At 73.1% G+C, this 21,010-nt stretch carries 16 protein-coding genes and 1 tRNA gene; 7 read left to right on the plus strand and 10 right to left on the minus strand.

The window, feature by feature from the left end; all coding sequences use genetic code 11:
• Positions 1-34 precede the first annotated feature (34 nt).
• The gene (locus S1361_RS33530; protein WP_208035624.1) at positions 35-1,546 is read left to right on the plus strand and encodes a long-chain-fatty-acid--CoA ligase; all 1,512 of its coding nucleotides are present in this window, start codon (positions 35-37) and stop codon (positions 1,544-1,546) included.
• An 86-nt stretch (positions 1,547-1,632) separates the two neighbouring features.
• The gene (locus S1361_RS33535) at positions 1,633-2,406 is read left to right on the plus strand and encodes a sulfite exporter TauE/SafE family protein (protein ID WP_208035625.1); all 774 of its coding nucleotides are present in this window, start codon (positions 1,633-1,635) and stop codon (positions 2,404-2,406) included.
• Here the strand turns inward: S1361_RS33535 and S1361_RS33540 are convergent.
• The 3 genes from S1361_RS33540 to S1361_RS33550 form a co-directional block, all read right to left on the minus strand.
• A complete protein-coding gene (locus tag S1361_RS33540; RefSeq protein ID WP_208036882.1) occupies positions 2,395-3,174 on the minus strand; it encodes an HAD-IIA family hydrolase in 780 nt (259 codons plus the stop codon). The genes S1361_RS33535 and S1361_RS33540 overlap by 12 nt on opposite strands.
• Positions 3,175-3,412: 238 nt before the next feature.
• Entirely contained in the window at positions 3,413-4,201 is a 789-nt protein-coding gene (gene cobF, locus S1361_RS33545; RefSeq protein ID WP_208035626.1) for a precorrin-6A synthase (deacetylating), read from the minus strand.
• A gap of 284 nt (positions 4,202-4,485) precedes the next feature.
• Entirely contained in the window at positions 4,486-4,992 is a 507-nt protein-coding gene (locus S1361_RS33550) for a DUF309 domain-containing protein (protein ID WP_208035627.1), read from the minus strand.
• A gap of 105 nt (positions 4,993-5,097) precedes the next feature.
• On the opposite strand from S1361_RS33550, the gene S1361_RS33555 reads away from it, so the two are divergent.
• The 3 genes from S1361_RS33555 to S1361_RS33565 all read left to right on the plus strand — a co-directional run bounded on the left by S1361_RS33555 (position 5,098) and on the right by S1361_RS33565 (position 8,035).
• Positions 5,098-5,171 (plus strand) — tRNA-Pro (locus tag S1361_RS33555).
• A gap of 403 nt (positions 5,172-5,574) precedes the next feature.
• Positions 5,575-6,225, plus strand: a complete 651-nt coding sequence (locus S1361_RS33560; RefSeq protein WP_208035628.1) for a lasso peptide biosynthesis B2 protein — start codon at positions 5,575-5,577, stop codon at positions 6,223-6,225.
• Positions 6,226-6,235: 10 nt separating this feature from the next.
• Positions 6,236-8,035: an asparagine synthase-related protein gene (locus S1361_RS33565; RefSeq protein ID WP_243769390.1), complete on the plus strand. Its 1,800-nt coding sequence runs from the start codon at positions 6,236-6,238 to the stop codon at positions 8,033-8,035.
• Here S1361_RS33565 and S1361_RS33570 read toward each other — a convergent pair.
• From S1361_RS33570 to S1361_RS33585, 4 genes are all read right to left on the minus strand, one after another.
• Positions 8,019-9,302, minus strand: a complete 1,284-nt coding sequence (locus tag S1361_RS33570) for a hypothetical protein (RefSeq protein ID WP_243769391.1) — start codon at positions 9,300-9,302, stop codon at positions 8,019-8,021. The genes S1361_RS33565 and S1361_RS33570 overlap by 17 nt on opposite strands.
• A gap of 206 nt (positions 9,303-9,508) precedes the next feature.
• Positions 9,509-13,033: a hypothetical protein gene (locus S1361_RS33575; RefSeq protein WP_208035629.1), complete on the minus strand. Its 3,525-nt coding sequence runs from the start codon at positions 13,031-13,033 to the stop codon at positions 9,509-9,511.
• Complete coding sequence (locus S1361_RS33580) at positions 13,030-15,765, minus strand: hypothetical protein (protein WP_208035630.1); 2,736 nt, start codon at positions 15,763-15,765, stop codon at positions 13,030-13,032. The genes S1361_RS33575 and S1361_RS33580 overlap by 4 nt, the downstream gene beginning before the upstream one ends.
• A gap of 45 nt (positions 15,766-15,810) precedes the next feature.
• The gene (locus S1361_RS33585; protein WP_208035631.1) at positions 15,811-16,902 is read right to left on the minus strand and encodes a hypothetical protein; all 1,092 of its coding nucleotides are present in this window, start codon (positions 16,900-16,902) and stop codon (positions 15,811-15,813) included.
• A gap of 214 nt (positions 16,903-17,116) precedes the next feature.
• Between S1361_RS33585 and S1361_RS33590 the strand changes: the two genes are divergently transcribed.
• Entirely contained in the window at positions 17,117-18,331 is a 1,215-nt protein-coding gene (locus S1361_RS33590; protein WP_208035632.1) for a neprosin family prolyl endopeptidase, read from the plus strand.
• Complete coding sequence (locus tag S1361_RS33595) at positions 18,318-18,626, plus strand: hypothetical protein (protein ID WP_208035633.1); 309 nt, start codon at positions 18,318-18,320, stop codon at positions 18,624-18,626. The genes S1361_RS33590 and S1361_RS33595 overlap by 14 nt, the downstream gene beginning before the upstream one ends.
• A gap of 49 nt (positions 18,627-18,675) precedes the next feature.
• Here S1361_RS33595 and S1361_RS33600 read toward each other — a convergent pair whose 3' ends face one another.
• The 3 genes from S1361_RS33600 to S1361_RS39540 form a co-directional block, all read right to left on the minus strand.
• Positions 18,676-20,043, minus strand: coding sequence for a cellulase family glycosylhydrolase (locus S1361_RS33600; RefSeq protein ID WP_208035634.1), 1,368 nt, complete (start codon positions 20,041-20,043; stop codon positions 18,676-18,678).
• A gap of 203 nt (positions 20,044-20,246) precedes the next feature.
• Positions 20,247-20,486, minus strand: coding sequence for a Beta-galactosidase C-terminal domain (locus S1361_RS33605; protein ID WP_208035635.1), 240 nt, complete (start codon positions 20,484-20,486; stop codon positions 20,247-20,249).
• Between the two features lie 132 nt (positions 20,487-20,618).
• Complete coding sequence (locus tag S1361_RS39540; RefSeq protein ID WP_425088104.1) at positions 20,619-20,975, minus strand: beta-galactosidase trimerization domain-containing protein; 357 nt, start codon at positions 20,973-20,975, stop codon at positions 20,619-20,621.
• Positions 20,976-21,010: the final 35 nt, after the last annotated feature.

Here is a 21,010-nt window from a genome sequence, read left to right on the forward strand (position 1 = left end):
AAAGAGCCGCAGCAAGGAAACGGAGCACCACTCCATGGCAACCCTGTCCGTCGCCGCGATCCTCGCCGAGAACGCCCGGCGCCGCCCCGGCAAGACCGCCCTCGTCGAAGGCGACCTGCGGCTCACCTTCGCCGAGGTGTGGCAGCGGGCGCTGGCACAGGCCGGCGCGCTCACCGGCCTCGGCGTACGGCCCGGCGACCGGGTCGCCCTCATGGCGCCCAACACCGCCGAGTTCCCGCAGGCCTACTACGCGATCGCGGCGGCAGGCGGTGTCATCGTGCCCGTGCACCTGCTGCTGTCGGCCGGCGAGGTCGAACACGTCCTGCGGGACAGCGGGGCCACGCTGCTGCTGGTGCACCCGGCGCAGGCGGAGACCGGCACGGCCGCCGCACGCGCCACGGGCGTCCGAGTGGTCACCCTCGGCGGCGAGTTCGAGAAGCTCGCGGCCGACGCCGAGCCCCTCGGCTCGTACGTCACCCGGGTCGCCGACGACCCCGCCGTCGTCTTCTACACCAGCGGCACCACCGGTGTCCCGAAGGGCGCCGTCCTCAGCCACTTCAACCTGGTGATGAACGCGACCGTCAACGCCTTCGACGCCAACGACATCCGCGCCGACGACATCGCGCTCGGCGCGCTGCCGCTGTTCCACGCCTTCGGCCAGACGGTGTCGCTCAACTCCACCTGGCGGGCCGGCTGCACGCTCGTGCTGCTGCCCCGCTTCGACGCGGCCCGGGCCATCGAGCTGATGGTGCGCGAGGGCGTGAACACCTTCCACGGCGTGCCGACCATGTTCGTCGCCCTCGCGGCGGCCGCCGCCAACGCCGATCGGCTCCCCGCACTGCGGGTGTGCATCTCCGGCGGGGCCTCGCTGCCGGTCGCCGTGCTGGAGCGGTTCGAGGCCGCGTTCGCGACGGAGATCTACGAGGGGTACGGGCTGTCGGAGACCTCGCCCACCGCCACCGTCAACCAGCCGGTGTTCGGCACGAAGCCCGGCACCATCGGCCACCCGCTGTGGGGCGTCGACGTGGAGATCGCCCGCGCCGAGCTGGAGGACCGGATCGAGCTGCTGCCGCCCGGCGAGCTGGGCGAGGTCGTCATCCGCGGCCACAACGTCTTCTCCGGCTACCTCGGCCGCCCCGAGGCCACCGCCGAGGCCGTGGTGGACGGCTGGTTCCGCACCGGCGACCTCGGCACCAAGGACGACGAGGGATTCCTGCGGATCGTCGACCGCAAGAAGGACGTCATCATCCGCGGCGGCTACAACGTCTACCCGAGGGAGGTCGAGGAGGTCCTGATGCGCCACCCGGAGGTCGCCCAGGTCGCCGTCATCGGCCTGCCCGACGACCTGCACGGCGAGGAGGTGTGCGCCGTCGTCGTCCCGGCGCCGGGCAGCGCCCCCGACGCCGCCGCGCTCACCGAGTGGTCCAAGGAGCACCTCGGCCGGCACAAGTACCCGCGGCGCGTGGAGGTCACCGACGGACTGCCGCTCGGGCCGAGCATGAAGGTGCTCAAGCGGGAGCTGCGGACGCGGTACGCGAGCCGTTAGGCGGTACGCCCTAGCCGTCGCACGGGACCGAACGGCGAGACGCTCCTTACGACACACCCATGCATGTGCATAGCATCGGTTCCTCCATGAACACGATGACGCTCTGGCACACGTCCGGCTGGGGGTTCGCGGCGCTCGCCTTCGCGGCCCTGCTCGTCGGCTTCTCCAAGACCGCGGTCAGCGGGGCCAACACGGTCAGCCTCGCGGTCTTCGCCGCGGTCCTGCCCGCCCGCGCCTCGACGGGCGTGCTGCTGCCCGTGCTGATCGCCGGCGACGTGCTCGCCGTGCTCACCTACCGGCGGCACGCGCACTGGCCCACGCTGTGGCGGCTGTTCCCGGCCGTCGCGGCGGGCGTGGTGGCCGGCACGCTGTTCCTGGTGTGGGCCGACGACGGGATCGTACGGACCTCGATCGGCGCGATCCTGCTGCTGATGGCCGGGGTGACGGTGTGGCGCCGGCGGGCCGCGGAGGCCCCGCGGGAGCCGGACGCGGTGACGACCCGGGCGGGCCGGGTGAAGGCGCGCGCGTACGGGGTGCTCGGCGGGTTCACGACGATGGTCGCCAATGCGGGCGGACCGGTGATGTCGATGTACCTGCTGTCCGCCGGCTTCCGGAAGCTCGGCTTCCTTGGCACCTCCGCCTTCTTCTTCCTCATCGTGAACGTGTCGAAGGTGCCGTTCAGCGCGGGTCTGGGGCTGATCGACGGGCGCTCGCTGCTCCTCGACGCCGCGCTCGTGGTGTTCGTCGTGCCCGGCGCGTTGTTCGGCAAGTGGGCTGTGAACCGGATCAACCAGCGACTCTTCGAACAACTCGTGATCGCGGCGACGGTCGTAGGCGGCCTGCAACTGCTACTGCGGTAGCCCCAGCAGCTCCGGAACGTCCGCGAAGGAGTCCAGGACGTGGTCCGGGGTTCCGCCGGCCTGCTCGTGCGTTGCCGGCTGGTACTTGCCCGTCTTCACCAGCACCCCCGTCAGCCCGGCCCGCTGCGCCGCCAGCACGTCCGACTCGATGTCGTCGCCGACCATCAGCGCCTGCTCGGCGCCCACCCCCAGCCGGGCCAGCGCCGCCTCGAAGAACGCCCGGGACGGCTTGCCCGTGACCTCCGCCGTCACGCGCGCCGCCTGCTCCAGACCGAGCAGGAAGGCACCCGAGTCCAGCTGCAGCCCCGCGTCGGTCCGCCAGTACAGGTTGCGGTGCATGGCGACCAGCCGCGCGCCCCGCTGCAGCTCGCCGAACGCCCGGTTCAGCGCCGCGTAGTCGAACCCGGGCCCGGCGCCGCCGATCACGACCACGTCGGCACCCTCCTCGACGAGCGTGACGTCCCCCAGGTCCGCGGCGATGTCCCCGCTGTTCAGCAGCGCGCAGCGGGCGCCCGGGAAGTGCTCGGCGAGATGGGCGGCGGTGACGGCCGGCGCGGTCAGCACGTCCTCGGCGTCCACGGCGAAACCGGCGTCCGCCAGCGTCTCGGCGATCGACGCCCGGGTCCGGGAGGTCGTGTTGGTCACCAGGGCCACGCCGAGCCCGGCCGCGCGGAGCGCGCGCAGCGCCGCCACCGCGCCGGGCAGCGGCTTCCAGGACACGGTGAGGACCCCGTCGATGTCGATCAGGACGGCACGCACGGACGCCATGGATTCCATGGACCGACCGTAGCGACCCGACCGGCGCCCGCACGGGTACGACCGCGCACGCTCACCCCTGTGCCCGCGCGCCGACAGCGCCCGGGCCGTCGGGGCGGCCGCGCCCTGCCGCCCCGTGGGTGTGGCGGTTGCCGTGTGGGTCTCGCGGTCACCGTGCCCTGCGGGTCCCGTGGTCCCCGTGCCCTGCCGGACCCTGGCCCCGGCGGTCGCCGAGGCCGTCCCGCGCCGGTCAGCCCCCTGCCTGGCCGTCCTGCGCGGAATGCCGGCGCAGCAGGTACGTGTCCATGATCCAGCCCTTGCGCTCCCGGGCCTCCGCCCGCAGCCGCTCGATGCGCGGACCGGCCTCGGCGATCGGACCGGAGACGAGGATCTCGTCCGGCGTGCCGATGTAGGCGCCCCAGTAGATGTCCATGTCCTCGTCGGCGTACCGCCGGAAGGCCTGGTGCGCGTCCAGCATCACGACCACGTCGTCCACCCCCTCCGGGAAGCCCTCGGCCAGCCGTCGCCCGGTGGTGATCTGCACCGGCCGGGCGACCCGGTTCAGCCCCGTGCGATGCCGGGCGACCAGCGCGGAGACACTGCTGATGCCGGGCACCACGTCGTACACGAACTCCACCGCGCCCCGCTCGCGCACCTCCTCCAGGATGGCCAGCGTGCTGTCGTACAGCGCCGGATCACCCCACACCAGGAAGGCGCCGGTGCCGTCCTCGTCCAGCTCCTCGCCGATCAGGCGCTCGTAGATCCCGGCGCGGGCGCTGCGCCAGTCCCCGACGGCCGGCGAATAGGCCGCCCCGCCCGCCTTCCGGTCCCGCTCCGGGTCCCGGGCCTCCACCACCCGGTACGACCCCTCGGGCAGGTGCGCGTCCAGGATGTCCCGGCGGAGCTGGGTCAGATCGCTCTTCACCTCGCCCTTGTCGAGCAGGAAGAACACGTCCGTGCTCCGCAGCGCCTTGACCGCCTGCAGGGTCAGCTGGTCGGGGTCGCCCGCGCCGATACCGATGACATGAATCTTTCGCACGACCCGAGTCTGCCGCACGCCCCGGAGCCCCCCTCCACCGCCTGGGCACATGCTGCGTCCGATGCCGGGGCGGGGGGTGCGGTGGGGGCGCCTCGGCGCATACCGAGGCATGTCCCGGTTCGGGGTGCGGTGCGGGGTCGCGGCTTGCGGGGCCGCCGTCTCGGTGCTGGGACCGCCCCTGGGCCGACGAGGGGCCGGCCGCGGCACCCCCGCCCCTGGGTGCGGCTGCGTCCGGGTTCTCGGGCGGGGCGGGGGCCTCGGCGTGTGGTGTGTCCGGGCCCGGGTCAGGGGCCCAGCCGGGGTGCCTCGGCTCGTGGGTCCACCGGGGGAGCGCCGTGCTCCACCCGGGCGGCCAGTTCCCGCGCCCAGCGGGTGAGCCCCGGCAGATCCAGCCCGTACGGCCGGTCCTCGCCCTGCCCGGTCTCCCACGCCTCGACCGCGCCGGCGCCCCGCCGCAGCAGCCGCGCCCCGCCGACGGCGTTCCCGCGGGCCGCGTGGGTGAGACCCACCGCCAGCTGGGCGAGCCCCCGCCACAGCGGGCGCTCGTCCTCGGGGCCCGACTTCCAGGCGTCCTCGAACACCTCGTGCGCGTGGAACGGCCGCCCCTGGGCCAGCAGCGCCTGCGCCTCGGCAACGGTCTCCTCCGGCGTCCGCACGACCCCCTCCGGCTGCCGCGGAACCCCTTCGGCGCCGTACGGCAGCGGGCGCCCCAGTCCGTCCCGGGGCCGCGCGTTCCGGGCCCGCCCGGTCGTGTCCCGGTCCCTGGCGTCCGATGCGCCCGTGTTCGTCATACCGCCGATTGTCCCCCCGCCCCGCCGGGCCTTCTTCGGCACACCCCCCGGCGTGGGGTAAAGTGCTGTCCGCACCATCACGCGGGGCACCGCGGGTGAGGGCAACGGGACGTGGCGCAGCTTGGTAGCGCACTTGACTGGGGGTCAAGGGGTCGCAGGTTCAAATCCTGTCGTCCCGACGGGAGCAACGCTCCGTAGTCGCAGGTCAAAGGGCTCTGCCCCGCACAGCGGGGTGGGGCCCTCGATCATGTTCCGGGGCTTGTGCCACCCGATACCTCGGGCCACACGTCGAGCGGACGGACGGCTCGTCGACTCCGTTGTGCCTGCGCGCGCGGGACTTGGGCCTGCTCCGGCGGTTGAGGACCACGGTTGCGAGGTGTTCGGGGCAGAGTAGCCTGGAGTTGATCGGCGCCACTCTTTTCTGGAGGTAGGCGATGTTGATCCGACTGCTGCGGCTTCGTATGCCGCGTGGGCTTGTTCTTCTCGGCGGCGGCCGCCTGATCCGGGGTTTCAGCGGCGGCGACTACGACGGTCACGGATATCAGTCCTGACACCGTGCACCGGCGCAGGGGAGGTTGTGCGGTGACACAGGACACCGGCGCCACGCAGCACACCGGCGCGACACAGGAGACCGACGCCCTGGCGGCCCTGACGCGGATCCTCTCGCCGCACTGCCGGGTCACCAGGCTCTCCGGCGGGGCGCTCATCGCCGACTGGCGGCGGACGCGGTTTCTCGGCATGACGGCGGCGGACGTCCGCACGTTCGCCGACCAGGACTCCGAGGAACGCGCGGAACTCCTCACCGGTCTCGTCCGAGCCGGCTGCGCCACGGCCCGCCGCAAGGCGTGCACGGACGCCGAGGTCGGACTCTGGCTGCGCGGCGGGCACCTGCTGATCCGGACGCTGGGTTTCGGGCGCGTCCTGCGCCTCCTGCCCCTCCTCGCCCCCGACTACGCCCGGACGGACCTCCCTTCCCCTGCGGACGTGGCACGGCTGAAGCGAGTGGTCCAGGCACACGGCCGCAGCAGCTGGTTCGTCAACGACGACTGCAAGGCCCAGGCCGTCACGGCGTTCATCCTGCTGCGGCGGCGCGGTTTCAAGGCCGTCCTGCATGTCGGTGTGCGCGAGCACCCGTTCGCCCTGCACGCCTGGACGACCTCGGCCGGCCTGTGCATCCCGGACGCCGATCCGCGAGGGCACTCCTTCACACCGGTTCTCTCGATCGGTGGTTGAGGGCGTCGACGTGGAAGCGCTCCGAGTCGAGTTCGCCACGGGCGCGCCCCGGCTCTGGACGGCCGGGGACATGGTCCGGCGGGGCCTGGTGACGACGGTGTCGTCCCCGGCCGGCACCGCTGCGGTCGTCGGCTGGGCCGGCCCGGTCCGCGACCGCCTGGCCGGTGCGCGCGCCCTCCTCGACGCCTTCGCCCGCCCGGGCTGTGAACCGCCGCTGCCCGCCGGAGACTTCGCGGCCGTCCTCGTGTACCGGGACCGCGTCCTGCTGATGCGGGACCGGCAGGCACGCATCCCGTTGTTCTTCAGGGAGTCCGGTGGCCGGGTGAGCGCGGTGAGCACGTCGGCGCGCGGCCTGGGCAGCGCCGCCGAGCTGGAACCCCGCTACTTCTGCCGGTACTCGACCGGCAACCTGGCGCAACCGCACACGGAGCTGAGCCCGTTCGCGGGGGTGCACCGGGTCCTGGGCGGCGAGGTGGTGGCGCTCTCGGCCACCGGGTGGATGCGCGGCCGCACCCGGCGCGCCGACGACCCGCCGGCACCGGTGGCGGACGGATGCGCTCCCGCGCGGGAGCTGCGCCGCGCACTGGAGCACGCCGTCGGGCGCCGCCTCGGCAGGACGGTCGCCTGCCATGTCTCCGGTGGCACCGACTCCACCAGCGTCGCGTTGCTCGCCGCCCGCCTGCTCGCCGTGGAACCAGGCGGCACCGGAGACCTGGTGCTGCTCGGCGGGCGCTTCGACCGGGGAGAGCTGGCCGGGGAGCGGCCGTACCTCGACGAGGCGATGGCGGCGGTCCGCCGGCAGGCACCCGGCGCCCGTCCGGTGATCGTCGACGCCGACGACGTGGCCGACTTCGACGATTTCCTGCACCACGCCGGAGACGCCGACGAGCCCCATGCCCACGCCTTCCGCGCCCCCTTCTGGAGCCGGCTGCACGCCGCGGCGGCGGAGCTGGGCTGCGACACCCTCCTGACCGGATGCGGAGCCGAGCCGGTCGTGGACGCCAACCCGTTCCAGCTGCACGCGCTGGCCCGGTCCGGACAGCTGAGGGAGATGACACGTCAGGCACGGATCCGGGCAGCGGCGAGCGGACAAGGAGTGCGTGACGTCGTCCGCACCCACGTCGTGGAGCCGGCGCTGCCGCTGGCAGCCGAACGGGTCGCCAGGCTCGTCCACCGCGGAACGGTCCTCGGGGGCCTGGGCCCCTTCACCCGACCGCCCTGGCTGCGACGCGGATTCGCGCGGGCGCACGGCTACCGCGCGGCCGGCGCCGCGGAGAGCCGCTTCGTGTTCGGACGCACGCCGGAACAGTCGCTCTACGACGCGGCCAACTACCTCGCCGCGCCCGACCCGCTGTCCTGGCGCTGCGCGCGACAGAACGGATTCTTCCTCTCGCATCCCTTCCTCGACCCGGAGGTCGTCGCGACGATGCGCCGCGCCCCCGCCGAAGCCACGTTCCGCCCGGGCCGGCCGAAGGCGCTGCTGCGCGAGGCCATGGCCGACCTCCTGCCGCCCGGGATACGGGACCGAACGGCGAAGATTCCCTTCAACGAGCCGTACGTCCGTGGTCTGCGGTCGCACGGCGACGAACTGATCGACCTCTGCCGCTCCGCACGGCATCCGCTCACCGCGGAGATGTTCGACATCGACACGCTCTGCCAGGCGGTGCGGGAGGCTCGGCTGGGCATGGGCGACTCCCGCTCCTGGGACCGTATGAACGGCTCGCTCGCCCTGGTGGTGTGGCTGGAGGGACTGCTGGACGGACGCGCCCCGGCACCCGGCGCGGCCGTCCCGGTCAGCGTCGCATCTTGATGTCCGCGAGGGGCCGTTCGACCGGGCCCGTCTCGACCAGCCGGACGCCGTACCGGCCCTCCACCGCTTCCTGGGGTTCGTTCGTCCCGTCCTCCGTGCTGATGGCTTCCACCAAGTCGGCGCCATGGGGGCCGAACCGCCAGTAGACGGTCAGGTAGCGGGGCTCCCTCGTCGTCTCGTCGATCGCGTTGTTCTCGTGGACCCGGCTCTTGTAGACGAGGGCGTCGACCTCCTTGTGCTTCGTCACCCATGAGGGCACCGGGGCGCCACGCCAGCTGTACGACGGGAGGCCGAGGCGCTCCACACGAGCGCGGTCCTTGCGTGTCAGGTGCGCGCTGGCATAGAACGCGAGCTGGTCGTAGTTGGTGTTCATGGGAAGTTGCACGACAACCCGGGCGGAGAACGTGTCGTTGGCGTAGATCCATCCTCCGAAGGGCACCCACGGCTGTGCCGACACCAACTCGCCGGGCTCGTGTTTCTCCCAGCGTGAGAGCGGATTGACTTCCTCGAACTTCGCCCACTGCTCGGCATCGGCCCGCCACTGCTCATGCTGGTCCTCCATGGTGACCGGCACCTTTTCCGCCATGGCGTGGACCTCACTGCCCAGAACGTAGAAGGCCGAGTCGCTCCGGTTCTCGATCGTGATGTCCACCGGGACGGAGAACGCCGTGCCATCCGGACTCGTCATCGACTTTCCCACCGCCAGCTTGATGACGGGCCGGACCTCGCGCTGGGACGGCAGATAGAGGCTCTGGTAGCCGAAGTTCGCCACGGCGATGACCGTGGTGACGATCAGTGTCGCGGCCACCCGCTTGGGAGCGGGGATGTCGACCGATGTGCGGAACACCGAGAAGACGGCCCATGCCGAGCCCGCCGTGAGGACACCGAACAGGGTCTTGAAGAAGGCCGAATCGCCGTCCTTCAGGATCTCGGCCAGGACGAGGAAGTCGGTCAGCAGGGCCGCGAACGTGCCGATCAGTGCCACGAGACCGGAGTAGCGGAAGCTGTGCCACAGCCAGTGGTCCGCGACCGCGACGGCGCCCAGCAGCGTCGTGAACGCCACGGCGATGAGCACGGCGCCGGTGATGCGACCGGCGAAGGTCAGCGCCCCGACGAAGTCCTGGATGCCGAACCAGCCCAACAGCCCGGCCGACGCGAACAGTACCAGCGTGATCGACGCCAGGGACACCTTCGACCTGTTGGTCCTCGCCAGCGTCCGCTGGGCCCGCAGGCGAGAGTTGGCGGACGCGCGGCGGTGGATCCTCACGCGACCACCGCCGGTAAGAGTCGCACCGGTCCGGACCGGCCCGTGCCCAGGTGTTCCACGGCGTGCCTCCTCCGCAGACCCGCGGCGGACCAGGAGACTGCCACCGGGGATGCGTACTCATCCTCCGTGGTGATCGGCCCGCCCGCCATCCACGTGCCTCCGGATGCGGGAGTACGGGGACGTGCGCGCGTCGGGGGAGGGGCCGGTCAGAGACCGGGCAGCTGGACCGTGTCCGTGAACACGGTCCGTTCCTTGATCTCGTCCGGTGTGGAGGTGTGCAGGAACGCGCCCTCGCGGGGTTCGTCGTTGGGGATGAACTCGACCTCGCGGACGCGTACCCGGACGGGCCCGGTGCCCGGGGGCAACCGGAACTCGCCCGTCCACTCCCTGACCCGCGACAGGCCCACCTTCTTCGGGGCCGGGCTGAGCACGTACTCACGCTGCCATGCCGGAACCCCGGGAGGGCTCGTGGGGAAGGAGATGAGGTCGACCTGGTCCGCCGGCACGCCCGCCGGCGCCTGGCAGCGTTCCAGGACCATGTCGACCCGGTCGACCGCGGGGGCCGGCGAGATCACTCCGGTCAGTTTCACCTGGTACCGGTCGGCGAGGCGCGTCACCTGGAGCGTCCGGTCGGGCAGCAGGGGCACGGTGTCCGTCCTGACCACCGGCGACAGCCCGAGACCGTTCAGGCTGTCGGGCTGGTAGCGGGCGACGGCGAGCTGCACCAGCGAGTGGTGGAAGGACGCACCGTCCGTTCCCGCGAGCGCCACGTCGCACAGCCAGCAGCCCTCGTCCTCCTGGTACTCCGGCTGGTGCGGTTTGAGGACGACGTCGGCCTGGGCCTCCTCCAGCCCCAGGCGCCGGTCCGGTCCCGTGGCGCTGGAGACGTGGGCGGCGAACGGCGCGCCGAGGGGCAGGCCCTTGGTGGGGTAGACCGGGTCGCCGCCGGCCACGGAGACGAACGGGGAGAGCCGGTCACCCGGGCCGGTGTCCTCCGGGCGGACCACCACCGCGAGCAGCTCGCCGGTCCCGGTGGTGTACCAGGGCGGTTGCAAGGCCAGCCGGATACGGCCGGCCGAGCGCACCCGGGTGAGCGTGTGGCCCGTCGCCGCGAGGTCGCCGGTCCGCTGCCAGCGGAACGCCGGCCGGGCGGACCGGACCACCGGGGGCGCCGGCCGCGCCGAACTCGGCACGTTCACCGGCGCCAGCTCCTTGGTCAGGGTGAACTCGTCGGCCCGCTGGGGATCGCGGAAGTACTCCCGGAACCGGCCGACCGCTTTGAGCGTGTACGTCACGGTGCGGTGCCGGGTGTCGCCGAACTCGTGGCGGAAGAGGGTGTCCGGGTGCGCCGGGCCGGACGGGTCGACCGGGATCGTCTCGACGGGCACATCGGTCACCTGCTGCCGCCGGGTGTCCCACTGGTCCTCCCAGCGGGCGGTGACGTGCACCTCCGCCGTGCTCTTCGGATCCCACACGTCGGACTGCGGCACCAACGCGGCGAAGGTGGCGTTCTGGGCACGGTCCACCTTCAGGACGGTGTCGGGGCGCCGCAGCGGATGCTGCACCGCGTGGACGAGCGTGAGGGACCGGGCCGGCGTGACCATCGGGTGCCGGCCCTGCCCGAACGCCTTGGTCGCGTTCTCCGGCGGGTCGGCCAGGTGCAGGGCGAAGTGGTCGGTGATGCCCTCCCGGGGGAACGTCGACAGTTCCAGGGTCAGCTGCTGCGCCGGCGCCAGACGGACGACCAGCCGGTCACCCTCCCACGCCACGGCGGGCCGCCCGGGCTGTGGGGTGGTCAGCTGCAGCGTCCTGGGCGGCAGGCCGGGCCACTCGTCCGGGGCCTCCCAGGCCCGGGCCAGCAGGGTGGGCGGGAGCGGCTCGGTGCGCAGGACGGCTATGCCGCCGGCGGCCGGATCCGGCAGGGCCGGTCCCCCGGTCGCCGCGGAATCCGCCGCCAGGAGCGCCCGCCTGACCCATTCCCAGGTCACGCGGTTCGCCACGGCCGGATCGCCGTGCACATCGAGCATGCCGTGCTGTTCGGCGAGGGCCGGTGTGCCGTCCGGTGGCCGCAGCAGCCGCTGGTCGTTCAGCGCGTAGCCGTGGCGTCCGGCGTACGCCTGGACGTCCAGGTCCGCCATGGGGTCGCTGCGGATCACCACCAGCTCGGCCGACTCGCCCGGCGGTACCCGGGCGGGGTCCACGGCCGCGGGGTACCCGACGACCGGTGCTGGCAGCGGCTCGTGGCGGGCGTAGAACTCGGGCCGGGTCCCGTGCTGCTCGGCCGCCTCGTCCCCGGGGCCGAGCCCGCCGCCCGCCAGGTCGGCCACGCGGGCCCGGAGCGTGTAGTGGCGCCCGAAGCGCAGCGGGGGCAGGGTGCCGGGCTCGACCTCGAAGGCCATGCTGAGGCTGAGCCCCGGGGCGGCCGGCGGCTGCGCGGCCGGTGTCCCGTCGAGCTGGGGCCGGGGCACCGCCAGGCTCCAGCCCCGCCAGGCGGCCACGGTCTCGTCCGCGTGCAGCCCGGTCCAGTCGCTGATGGCGGCGTTGGACTTGAGGTGGCCCTCCTCCGGTGCGCCCGCCGCGCCGACGACGAGGAAGTCCTCGCTCAGCCGGCCGTCGGGCAGCCGCCGGTGGGCCCGGTAGGTGGCGTTGCGCCGGTGCAGCGAGAACCAGTGGGCGCCGCCGAGGGTGGGCCGTACGTCGATGCGGTAGCCGAGCACCAGGTCGTCCGCCGTGAGGACGTCCGGCAGCGTCCCCCGGGCCGCTCTGCTCAGCCGTGCGCTCATCTCCTGGCCGCGGCCGCGCAGCACCAGCCGCAGGCCGTCCGAGCGCAGGGCGGGGAGCACCGGGGGGCCGGCGGCCGGGCCGGCGTCGTGGGCGCGGGCCGCTTCGCGCAGCCGCTGGGCGGCGACGTCCACGTCGACGGTCGCCACCTGCCACAGCGGCGCCCCGTGGTCGTCGGTCCGGTCCAGGGTGACCATGCCGTCGCTCACCCGGGCCGTCGAGCCGGGACGGAACCCCGCTCCGAACAGGGTGCGCGGCGAGAGGACGACGGGCAGCGACGCGGGCCGTGCGGGCCACACCACGCGCACGGTCCCGCCGGCGTGGTCGGTGACGTCGTGCGGATCGAGCGTCAGCTCGAAGACCAGGCCCAGGGCTCGCAGGACGGCCGGGTGCTCCCGCAGCAGCGACAGGGTCCGGTGGAAGTCCGGCCGCCCCGGGGAGGCGGGTACGGCCACGGGGGCGGGCGCCGGTTCCTCGGGGCCCAGCCAGTGCTCGTTGCGCAGCACCCGCTGCACCCGCTGGGTGAAGTCCGGTGACCGCGGGCCCAGTTCCGGGTCCACCTCGGCCCGCGCCACGTCCTGGAACCCCTGGGCCACCGCTTCCGCGTCCTTCGAGGTCGCCCGCACGGTCAGCCGGGCGGGGTCCACGGCCCGCCGCGCGTCGACGGTGTCCTCGACCGGCAGCCCGGCGACCAGCCGCTCCCAGACGCCGGCCTGGAACGGGACGACGGGAACGAGGTCCCGGCTGCCGTACGGGGTGGCGGACGGCCCCGCACCCGGCGGGAACAGCTCGATGCGTACCGGGCCCGACGTCAGGGCCGCCGGCGGCCACTGCGCCATGCCGTGCTGCGCCGGCGTGCCGCCGTCGAGCCGGGGCACGACGAGCACCCGCAGCAGCGGGCGGTCGTGCACGAAGCCGCCGGGTACGGAGATCCACAGCATGTCGCTCATGACGCGAACGCCTTCCGGTACTGCTCCCAGGCCTCGAACGCCGCCGCGGAGCGCGCCTCGGCCGCTTCGGGGGCGAGGGCGGTGTGGCCGGGGTCGATGCCGCCGACGAGTTCGAAGGTCCCGCTGTCGACGGTGACCGACTGCGAGTAGAGCGTCAGGTCCAGCTCGATGACGAGGGTCGCCCGGCCCACCAGGCTCGGCCGGCCGTCGTCGTGGAAGAGCAGGGCGACCCGCAGCTCGACCGAGACCGTCACCAGGCCGAGCAGCCGCACGCTGCCGCCGATCCGGATGAACGCCTCCAGCTCCAGCGCGCCGTCGGCCCGGCGCACGAAGCGCACCCCGCCCAGCGCGTGGACCTCGGCCCTGGCGACCACGAAGTCGACGGCGACCATCGCGCCGAACTCCATCGAGATCTCCACCGTCGGCTCGCCCGCACCGGCGATCTCCACCGAGGCGTACCCGCCGCCGCTGAACCCGGTGACGGAGAGGGCGAAGGGGTGTTCCCGGCTCGCGAACCCGAGCGTCACGGTCACCGGTTTCTCCGCGTACGGAACGGTCACCGCCAGCCGCGCCGCCACGTTCTGCATGACGAACATGCCGGCCGCCGTCTTCGGCAGCGTGATCTCGTAGCCGACGGTGACCCCGGTGGGGGAGACCCGGCAGGTGAGGCCTGCGCCGAGGAGCGCCTCCAGCTTGCGCTGCAGCTCCTGGAGCAGCTTCAGCGGACCGCTGAACGCTATCTTCGGCGCGTCCAGGGCGAGCTGCGTCGGGCGGCCCGGCCGCTGGTCGAACGTCACCGAGCCGAAGGACAGCGTCAGCAGCCGTGCGGCGGGCGGCGGGGGCAGCGCGAGGGCGACGTTGCGCAGCACACAGGTCTGCGCGGGCGGAGCGGCCGCCTCCGGCAGGGCCCGGGCCGGCGGGCGGGAGCCGACGGACAGGTCCAGTCGCGCGGCCGTCGCCGGCTGGAAGGCGTTGTACGCCTTGAGCGGGAGTGCCTGCCACTCCATCTCCGTGCTGGTCTCCAGCCCCGTCCACCGCTGCACGATCTTCGGCGGGTTGGGCTTGGTGCTCCCCGAGGTGTCGATGAGAGCGGCCAGCGGGAAGCCGAACAGCGTCGCCCCCTTGAAGGCCCTCTCCAGTGCCGCCGCCAGGTCGGTGCCGCCCGGGAGGGTGTCGGTGACGACGGGGCCCAGCTCGCGGGAGATCCCGTCGGCCTTGAACCTGGGCGCCACGAGCCCTCCGGAGCGGTCGGCGTTCCTGGTGAAGTCGACCAGGAGACCGTCCGGCGCGGCGAAGACCAGGGGGACCCGGGGCACGGACACCGCGGCGGCGGCGGGTTGGCCGCGCAGTGCGGCGGCGTAGGTCATGGGCTGCGGCTGCTCGTGCCCCGAGCCGGGCAGCAAAGTGCGCAGAGCGGACAGGACGACGTCGAACCCGGCCAGGTCCGGGCGGTACCCGGTGCCGTGCGCCGCGGCGGTGAACGTCAGCGACCGGACCTCCTGGACGTCCCCCGGCCTGCCGCCCGCCCCCACCAGGTCGAGGGCGACGCCGGGGACCGGTGCCTTGGCGAACGGACGCCAGCTGTCCACCACCGCCTGCGACGGGCCCGGCCGTGTGTCGGAGACGAAGACCAGCGGAATGGTGAACTGCACGGTGGTCCCGCCGGCGCGGCAGCGGACCGGGAAACGCACGGGCGAGGAGGGGCCGCCCGGCAGGAACTCCAGGAAGTCCGTCGGCTCCGTGGTGCCGGTGAGGGAGAACTCGCAGCCCAGCAGCTCCACCTCGTCGAACGGGAACGTCGGGGCGCGGGTGCCCGTCAGGAGCGGCCGGGAGATCACCAGGGTGCGCTGCCTGCGCAGGGCCGCCACACAGCCGGCGGCGGCCGGGTCGTACCGGGGGAGGAACTCCCGCCGGGTGAAGTCCTGGTACACGCAGGAGAAGCCGAACGGCCAGAGTTTCCCCGACACGGTGACGTCGGCCCGCTGGTCCCGGCCGACCGTCGCCTCGTGGGTCCAGGTCAGCGAGGGCCACTGCGCACCGGCCGACAGGGTGCCGCCCAGCGCGGTCAGCTCCAGCCGGGTGGCGTCGGGCGGCCCGTCCTGGGCGCTCGACGTGACGATGGCCTGCCGCTGGCCTCTCAGCGGCGGCTTCTGGAACGGGCCGTCGGTCGAGGGCGGGGCGTCGGTGTCCCGGAAGGAGGTGGGGCGGATCGCCAGGAGGGCGTCCGTGGCGCCGGCGTCGCCGGCCCGCAACCGCGCGGTCCACAGGCCCACCGCACCCGAACCCGCCACCGGCACCGGCCGCGTCCGGTGGTCCGACAGCACCTGCGCGCCCGTGGTCCGGGCCAGGGGAAGGACGGTGAGTCCCCACGGCAGCTCGATCCCGGAGGCCTGTCCGTCGATGTGCGCCTGCCCGGGGCGGGCGAGCGCGTCGAGGATGCCCTGCGCGGTCAGCTCGATCACGGTGCCCGTCGCGACCCGGAAGACGAGCCGGCTGGGTTCGGACAGCCACGAGTGACTGTGCACGGCGGCGGTGGTGTGGAACTCGGCCGGTGTGGCCTGCTCCAGGATCGCCTGCGGCGGGAAGGTGAGCGTCACGGTCGGGTCGGTACCGGTGGCCACCAGCCTCGGCGCGGCGGCATGCGCGTCCGTACGGACCTCGCATCCGGCCCATTCGACGGCCAGGACGACGAAGTCCTCACCGCGTACGATCAGAAAGGTCGGCCCCGCCATCACTCACCACCCGCTTCGTCGCCGCGGTCCCGCGCCTCATGCGCCTCATGGCGCCAGGCCGTACCGGAGCTCGCTGCCGTTCATGTGCGCGATGTGCGCGCTGCCGTCGCGGTCGAAGACGAGGTCGCTCCACGCTCCGCCGGCCTCGACGTCCTGGATGTCGAAGGTGGCGATGCCGGTCCGCGTCGCGAACTTCAGCCGGCCTCCGGAGCCGTAGACCACACAGATCCGCGAATTGTGGTTCACCCCGCACGCGGAGAGCACGTCGTCCCCGACCACCTGCTTGTCGACGGCTTCCGTGGCCGGGGATTCCGGGAAGTTGCCGAAGATGCAGAGTGTGAGCGTGCGCCCGGTCCGTTCGTAGTACGAGACGAAGCTTTCGCCGGTGATCGAGTGCCCCATCGCGGGGTACTCGCCGCTGATCTGAGGGTCGCTCAGCATCTCCACCTGCCAGCTGTCCGGCTGGCCCGGGAAGTCGGTTCCGGGCACCCGGGTCGCCACGCGCAGCCTGCGGACGGACTGGCCGGTGGCGGACAGGTCGTCGAAGGAGGCGATGCGCAGCGTCTCCTGGGCGTCGAAGTCCAGCACCGGGAACCAGCCCTTCTCCACGAGGTCCCCGCCGTCGACCTTGTGCACGTTCTTCCTCCAGCGCGGAGGATCGTCCGGTGCGTTCTTCGGAGGCGCCTTGGTGGCGTGCCAGAGGTTGAGGCCGGACTGGTAAGCGAGGTTGGGGGTGTCCTTGTACGCGGCATCACTGAACACCCCGGGGTGCAGCCGGAGCGAGACGAACCGCACGCTGCCGGTGAGGACGCCCCCGTTGCTGGGGACCTCCTCGAAGGTCCACTGGTCGGGGCACCTGCCATAGATCAGGTGGTCGTCGGCATCGTTCGCGAAGGCGACGTGCGGCCTCTCGTGGGAGTCGATCGCGAGGCCGATGCGGTACATGTCGCGGGCCGCCGGCCCCGCCGGCAGTTCCGTCCTGGTCCACCCGTCCTCGTCCCGGTGGGCCACGACGACGCTCCCGCCGGTGGTCGCGTACGCGATCCAGGGTGTGTTCGTCTCGTCGACCGCCAGGGACACCTGGCCGGCAGCGGTGCCGGTCTTGTCCACGATCTCGGTGTCGAATGTAGGCGCCATGTTCCTCGTCATCTCCGATTGAATGCTTGCCCGTTAGTTGTCACGTGTTCAATCGAGAGGGATGCGCGCCGCGGACTCGCTCACTCACACGCTAGTCACCGCGAGGGCGTGCTGCACCCCGAAGGATCCGGGCTGCGCGAGTCCGTTCGCGGGAGCAGGATGGATGCGGGGGGATGCAACGTTGGCTCCGGCGTCGGCCTCTGAGGAGACGACCATGGAATCGGGCAGGATCGAGCGCAACCCCCTGGCACCGGAACCCGCGCCGGCGCCGCGAGCCGGCCAGGAGCTGGAACGCGAGGCGGCCGAACGGCTCGACGAGATCCGGCAGTACTTCAAGGACCGGTACGCGCGCCGCGACGTCGTCGCCCGCACCACCACGGCCACCGGTGAGGAACTCGACTGGGTTCCGGCCGGTTCCCACGCGGAGCCCCCCGACCTGGAGGGGCCGCAGCCGCCCGGGGACCCCGGTCGTCCCCGGTCGCCGCAGACCTTCGAGCAGGCCGGACACCAGGCTGAGACGGGTCCTCCCGGCACCGTGCCGGTGGTGCGCAGACCGCTGGACGACATCACCGCGACCGGCACGCTGGAGGACTACCTCGCGAAGGGCACACGCGCGAAGCGCTTCACCCCGCCCGACGACATCGGTCCGGAAACGCGCGCCGCCGCCGCGGTCCACAAGTACGCCCACGCCGCCCAGTGGGTGGCGAACTTCGGCACCGAGGGCTTCATCAACACCTGGCGGCCCTACGTCCAGTGGTCGAACGAGTTCTCCCTGGGGCAGCTCTGGGTGGTGCGGGGCAGCGGAAGCGGGACGGACCTGCAGACCGTCGAAGTGGGCGCGCAGACCTACCGCGACCTGTACGGGGACTGGTATCCGCACCTGTTCATCTTCTACACGACCAACAACTACACGCACAGCGGCGACAACTTCGGCGGCTACAACACCGACGTGAACGGCTGGCAGCAGACATCGCAGCGGGTCTACCCGACCGCGCGGCTGGCGGAGAGCGCGTACGGCGGCGTCCAGTACGACCTCGCGCTGAAGGTCACCCTCTACAACGGCAACTGGTGGGTCCGCGTCGGCGACGAGTGGATGGGGTACTACCCCGCCGCCCTGTTCAACTCCACGGGGCTGCACGACCAGGCACAGGTCGTGGACTGGGGTGGTGAGATCGTCGACGACGTCACCAACCACCCGGAAGCCACCTCGACCTGGATGGGCAGCGGCCACTTCCCGAACGAGGGCTGGAGCCGCGCGGCGAGCATGCACAACCTGGCCTACCAGTCCGACAGCGCCGGGACGATGGCCGGCTTCCGGGGGAACCCGTCCGTGACGAACACGAACGCCTACCAGATCACCACCGACTTCAGCGGCACGACGACCTGGGGGTCGTTCATGTACTGGGGAGGCCCGGGTGGCGTCGAGTGACGTACCGGCGGGGGACGACCGGGCGGAGGTCATCCCCTCCGAGGTCGATCCGGACGTCGAGTGCGTCCGGATCGACAAGGCGGCCGGGCAGGCGGAACCGCCGCCGTCGCCGCCCCCGGAGACGCCGGACGCCAGGCCCGAGGGCACAAGGCTCTGCCCCGAGGGTTATGTGCCCCGGCGCCGCCGCCGCGACTACACGCTGAACGGCAAACGGGTCGTCACCGACACCCCGCCGACCCGCAACCCCGGGGAACCGCCCGCGCACGGGACGCCGCCGGACGACGCGGTGCCGTAGCCGGACCCGCGGCGGCGGACCGGAGCAGGGCCGCACCGAGCCGGCCCGGTCAGCCGCGGGTCGCGGTGACGGTCACCTCTGCTCCGGGGGCGGCCAGTACCCGGGCCCGGCCCGCCGGACCCCGCAGGACGCGCGCGTCGCCGGCGGCCGTGATGCGCCAGGAGCCCGGCGGCAGGGACAGGGTGGTCGTCCGGGGGCCGTGGGGGGCCGCACGGTAGCTCAGCCGGTAGACGCCCGCCCCCGGGTCGTACCCGGCGGAGCGGACCGTGCCCGCCACGGCCTCCGCGTACGGCTCGGCGGTCAGCTCCTTGTTGGCGCGGAAGGCACCGGTGCCGTCCACCGCGCAGTACCCGCCGCCGTAGCACCACACGTAGCCCGCCCAGCCGGAGCTGTAGCGGCCCAGGGAGGCCATCGCGTCCCGGTAGAAGCGGTTCATGTGCGGCAGGGAGCTGTCCGGCGGACCCCACTCGCCGACCACCACCGGGACCCCGTACCGCCTCGGGTACGCGGTGACGGCCCGCTCGTACGCCTCCATCCAGCCGGCCCCGGGATCGTAGTCGGCGCCCGCCTCCATGGCCGCGTTGTAGAAGTGCGGCGCGTACACGACCCGCGGATCGTGCACGCGGCCGAGGCCGGTCGGCACGCCCTCGCCCACGATCGGGGTCGGTTCCACGAACAGCCAGGCGTCCCCGTCGGCCGAACGGACGGCGTCGGCAAGGCGGTTGTACATCGGCGTCAGCTGCTCGCGTTCGATGCGGCGCGCGGCCGTCTCGAGATCCTCTCCCGGTTGCTGCTCGCCCATCGGCTCGTTGACCAGGTCGTAGCCGAGCACGGCCGGGTGGTGGGCGAAGCGGGCGGCGAGGGTGCGCCACATCGCGGCTTGGGCGCGCCGCAGGTCCTCGTCCTCGTAGAGATGGGTGAAGGCGCGCTGCACGGCGGGTTCGAAGTACTCGGCGAACCAGTCGTCCGGGTGCGTGGTGAACGGCAGCCCGTCGGTCCGGGTCGCCCACTCGGGCATGCCGCGATGGCCGAAGGCGGGGCCGAAGACGTCCTGGTGGGCGTCGATGACGACCTTCACGTCATGGCGCCGGGCCCAGTCCAGGATGCGCTCGATCTTCCGCAGGTAACCGCGGCTGTACTGCCCGGGGCTCGGCTCCAGGTCGTCCCAGAAGACCAGCAGCCGGGCGAAGTCGAAGCCCTGCGCCCGCATGTCGCGCAGATGGCGTTCGGTGACGGCGGTCAGGGCCTCCTCGCCCCGGTGCGTCTTGTCCTCGATGTTCCAGCCGTGCAGGGTGAGCACCCGCCCCTGCCGGTCGGTGAGCGGCGGGATGCCCTGCCCGGTCTCCTCGGCGTGGGCGGTGGCGGGGGCCAGCAGGGCGGCGAGGACCGCGCCCGCCGTGAGTATCGCTCGCAGCACGGGAAACCTCCGGGAATCCGGCCTGAGTTCCTTGACCTCGCGTGCACTTCAAGCTGAACACTCCCGTGCTATCAGCCGAGCGAGCAGAGGACCAGCATGAGGTACCGCACCATCGGAACGGATCCGGCCACCCGCAGGGAGGTGAGCGTGCTCGCGCTCGGAGACCGTCGCGGACTTCGCCGCCCTCGTCGCCGAGGGCACCGTCACCGACCGCGCGGCTCCCGCACCACCGCCACGTCGCCCGGCAGCACGGTGACCGAGCCGGGCGCGGCCGTGCCGGTGAGCAGTTCCGTGGCGTCCTGGGCGACCGGCACGGACGCCCCCTGGCCGGTGTGGTCGATGACGAAGAGGTAGTCCGCCTCCGGGCCGCGCCGGAGGACCACTTCCACCCCGGGCGGCGCGGAGCGCACTCGGCCTTCGACCTGACCGACGACGGCACCCATACCTCCGGTCGGGCATGCCGCGCACTGCGCGTCCGCCCTCTGCCGCAGTGAGCCGGGCGGCGGGCTCCGGTGCGGTCGGATCACCGGGTCACGTCTTCCACGGGGCCGAGGGGACAGCCGGGACCGGGACCGTCAGTCGCACCTGCGCCGCCGAAGGGTGCCACCACCTCGCGCACGTCCCGCGCGACACCGGCTCCCCCCCCGCCCCGCTGCGGACGCGGTCCAGCAGGGCGGCCAGCTGTCCGGGTCGGGCAGCGTCGCCAGGTACCAGGCGGCACCGGCGCCGTACCCGTGCCGGGTCACCGCCGGGAGCCCCGCGAGCGCAGCGAGACCGGAGGCCGGGGGAGGGCCGTCGGTGAACCGGGCGACCGCTTCGGCGCCCTCCAGCCGCAGCCGCTGCGACCACAGCCTGCCCGTCGCGCCCTCCGGCACCGCCCGCCGAACCAGGCCGGCGGCGATACCGCTGGCGTGCACCCCGGCCTCGCGCATCAGGCGCATGTTCTCGGCCCGCACCCCTCGGGCCA

The organism is Streptomyces cyanogenus (assembly GCF_017526105.1).
Taxonomy (GTDB): Bacteria; Actinomycetota; Actinomycetes; order Streptomycetales; family Streptomycetaceae; genus Streptomyces; species Streptomyces cyanogenus.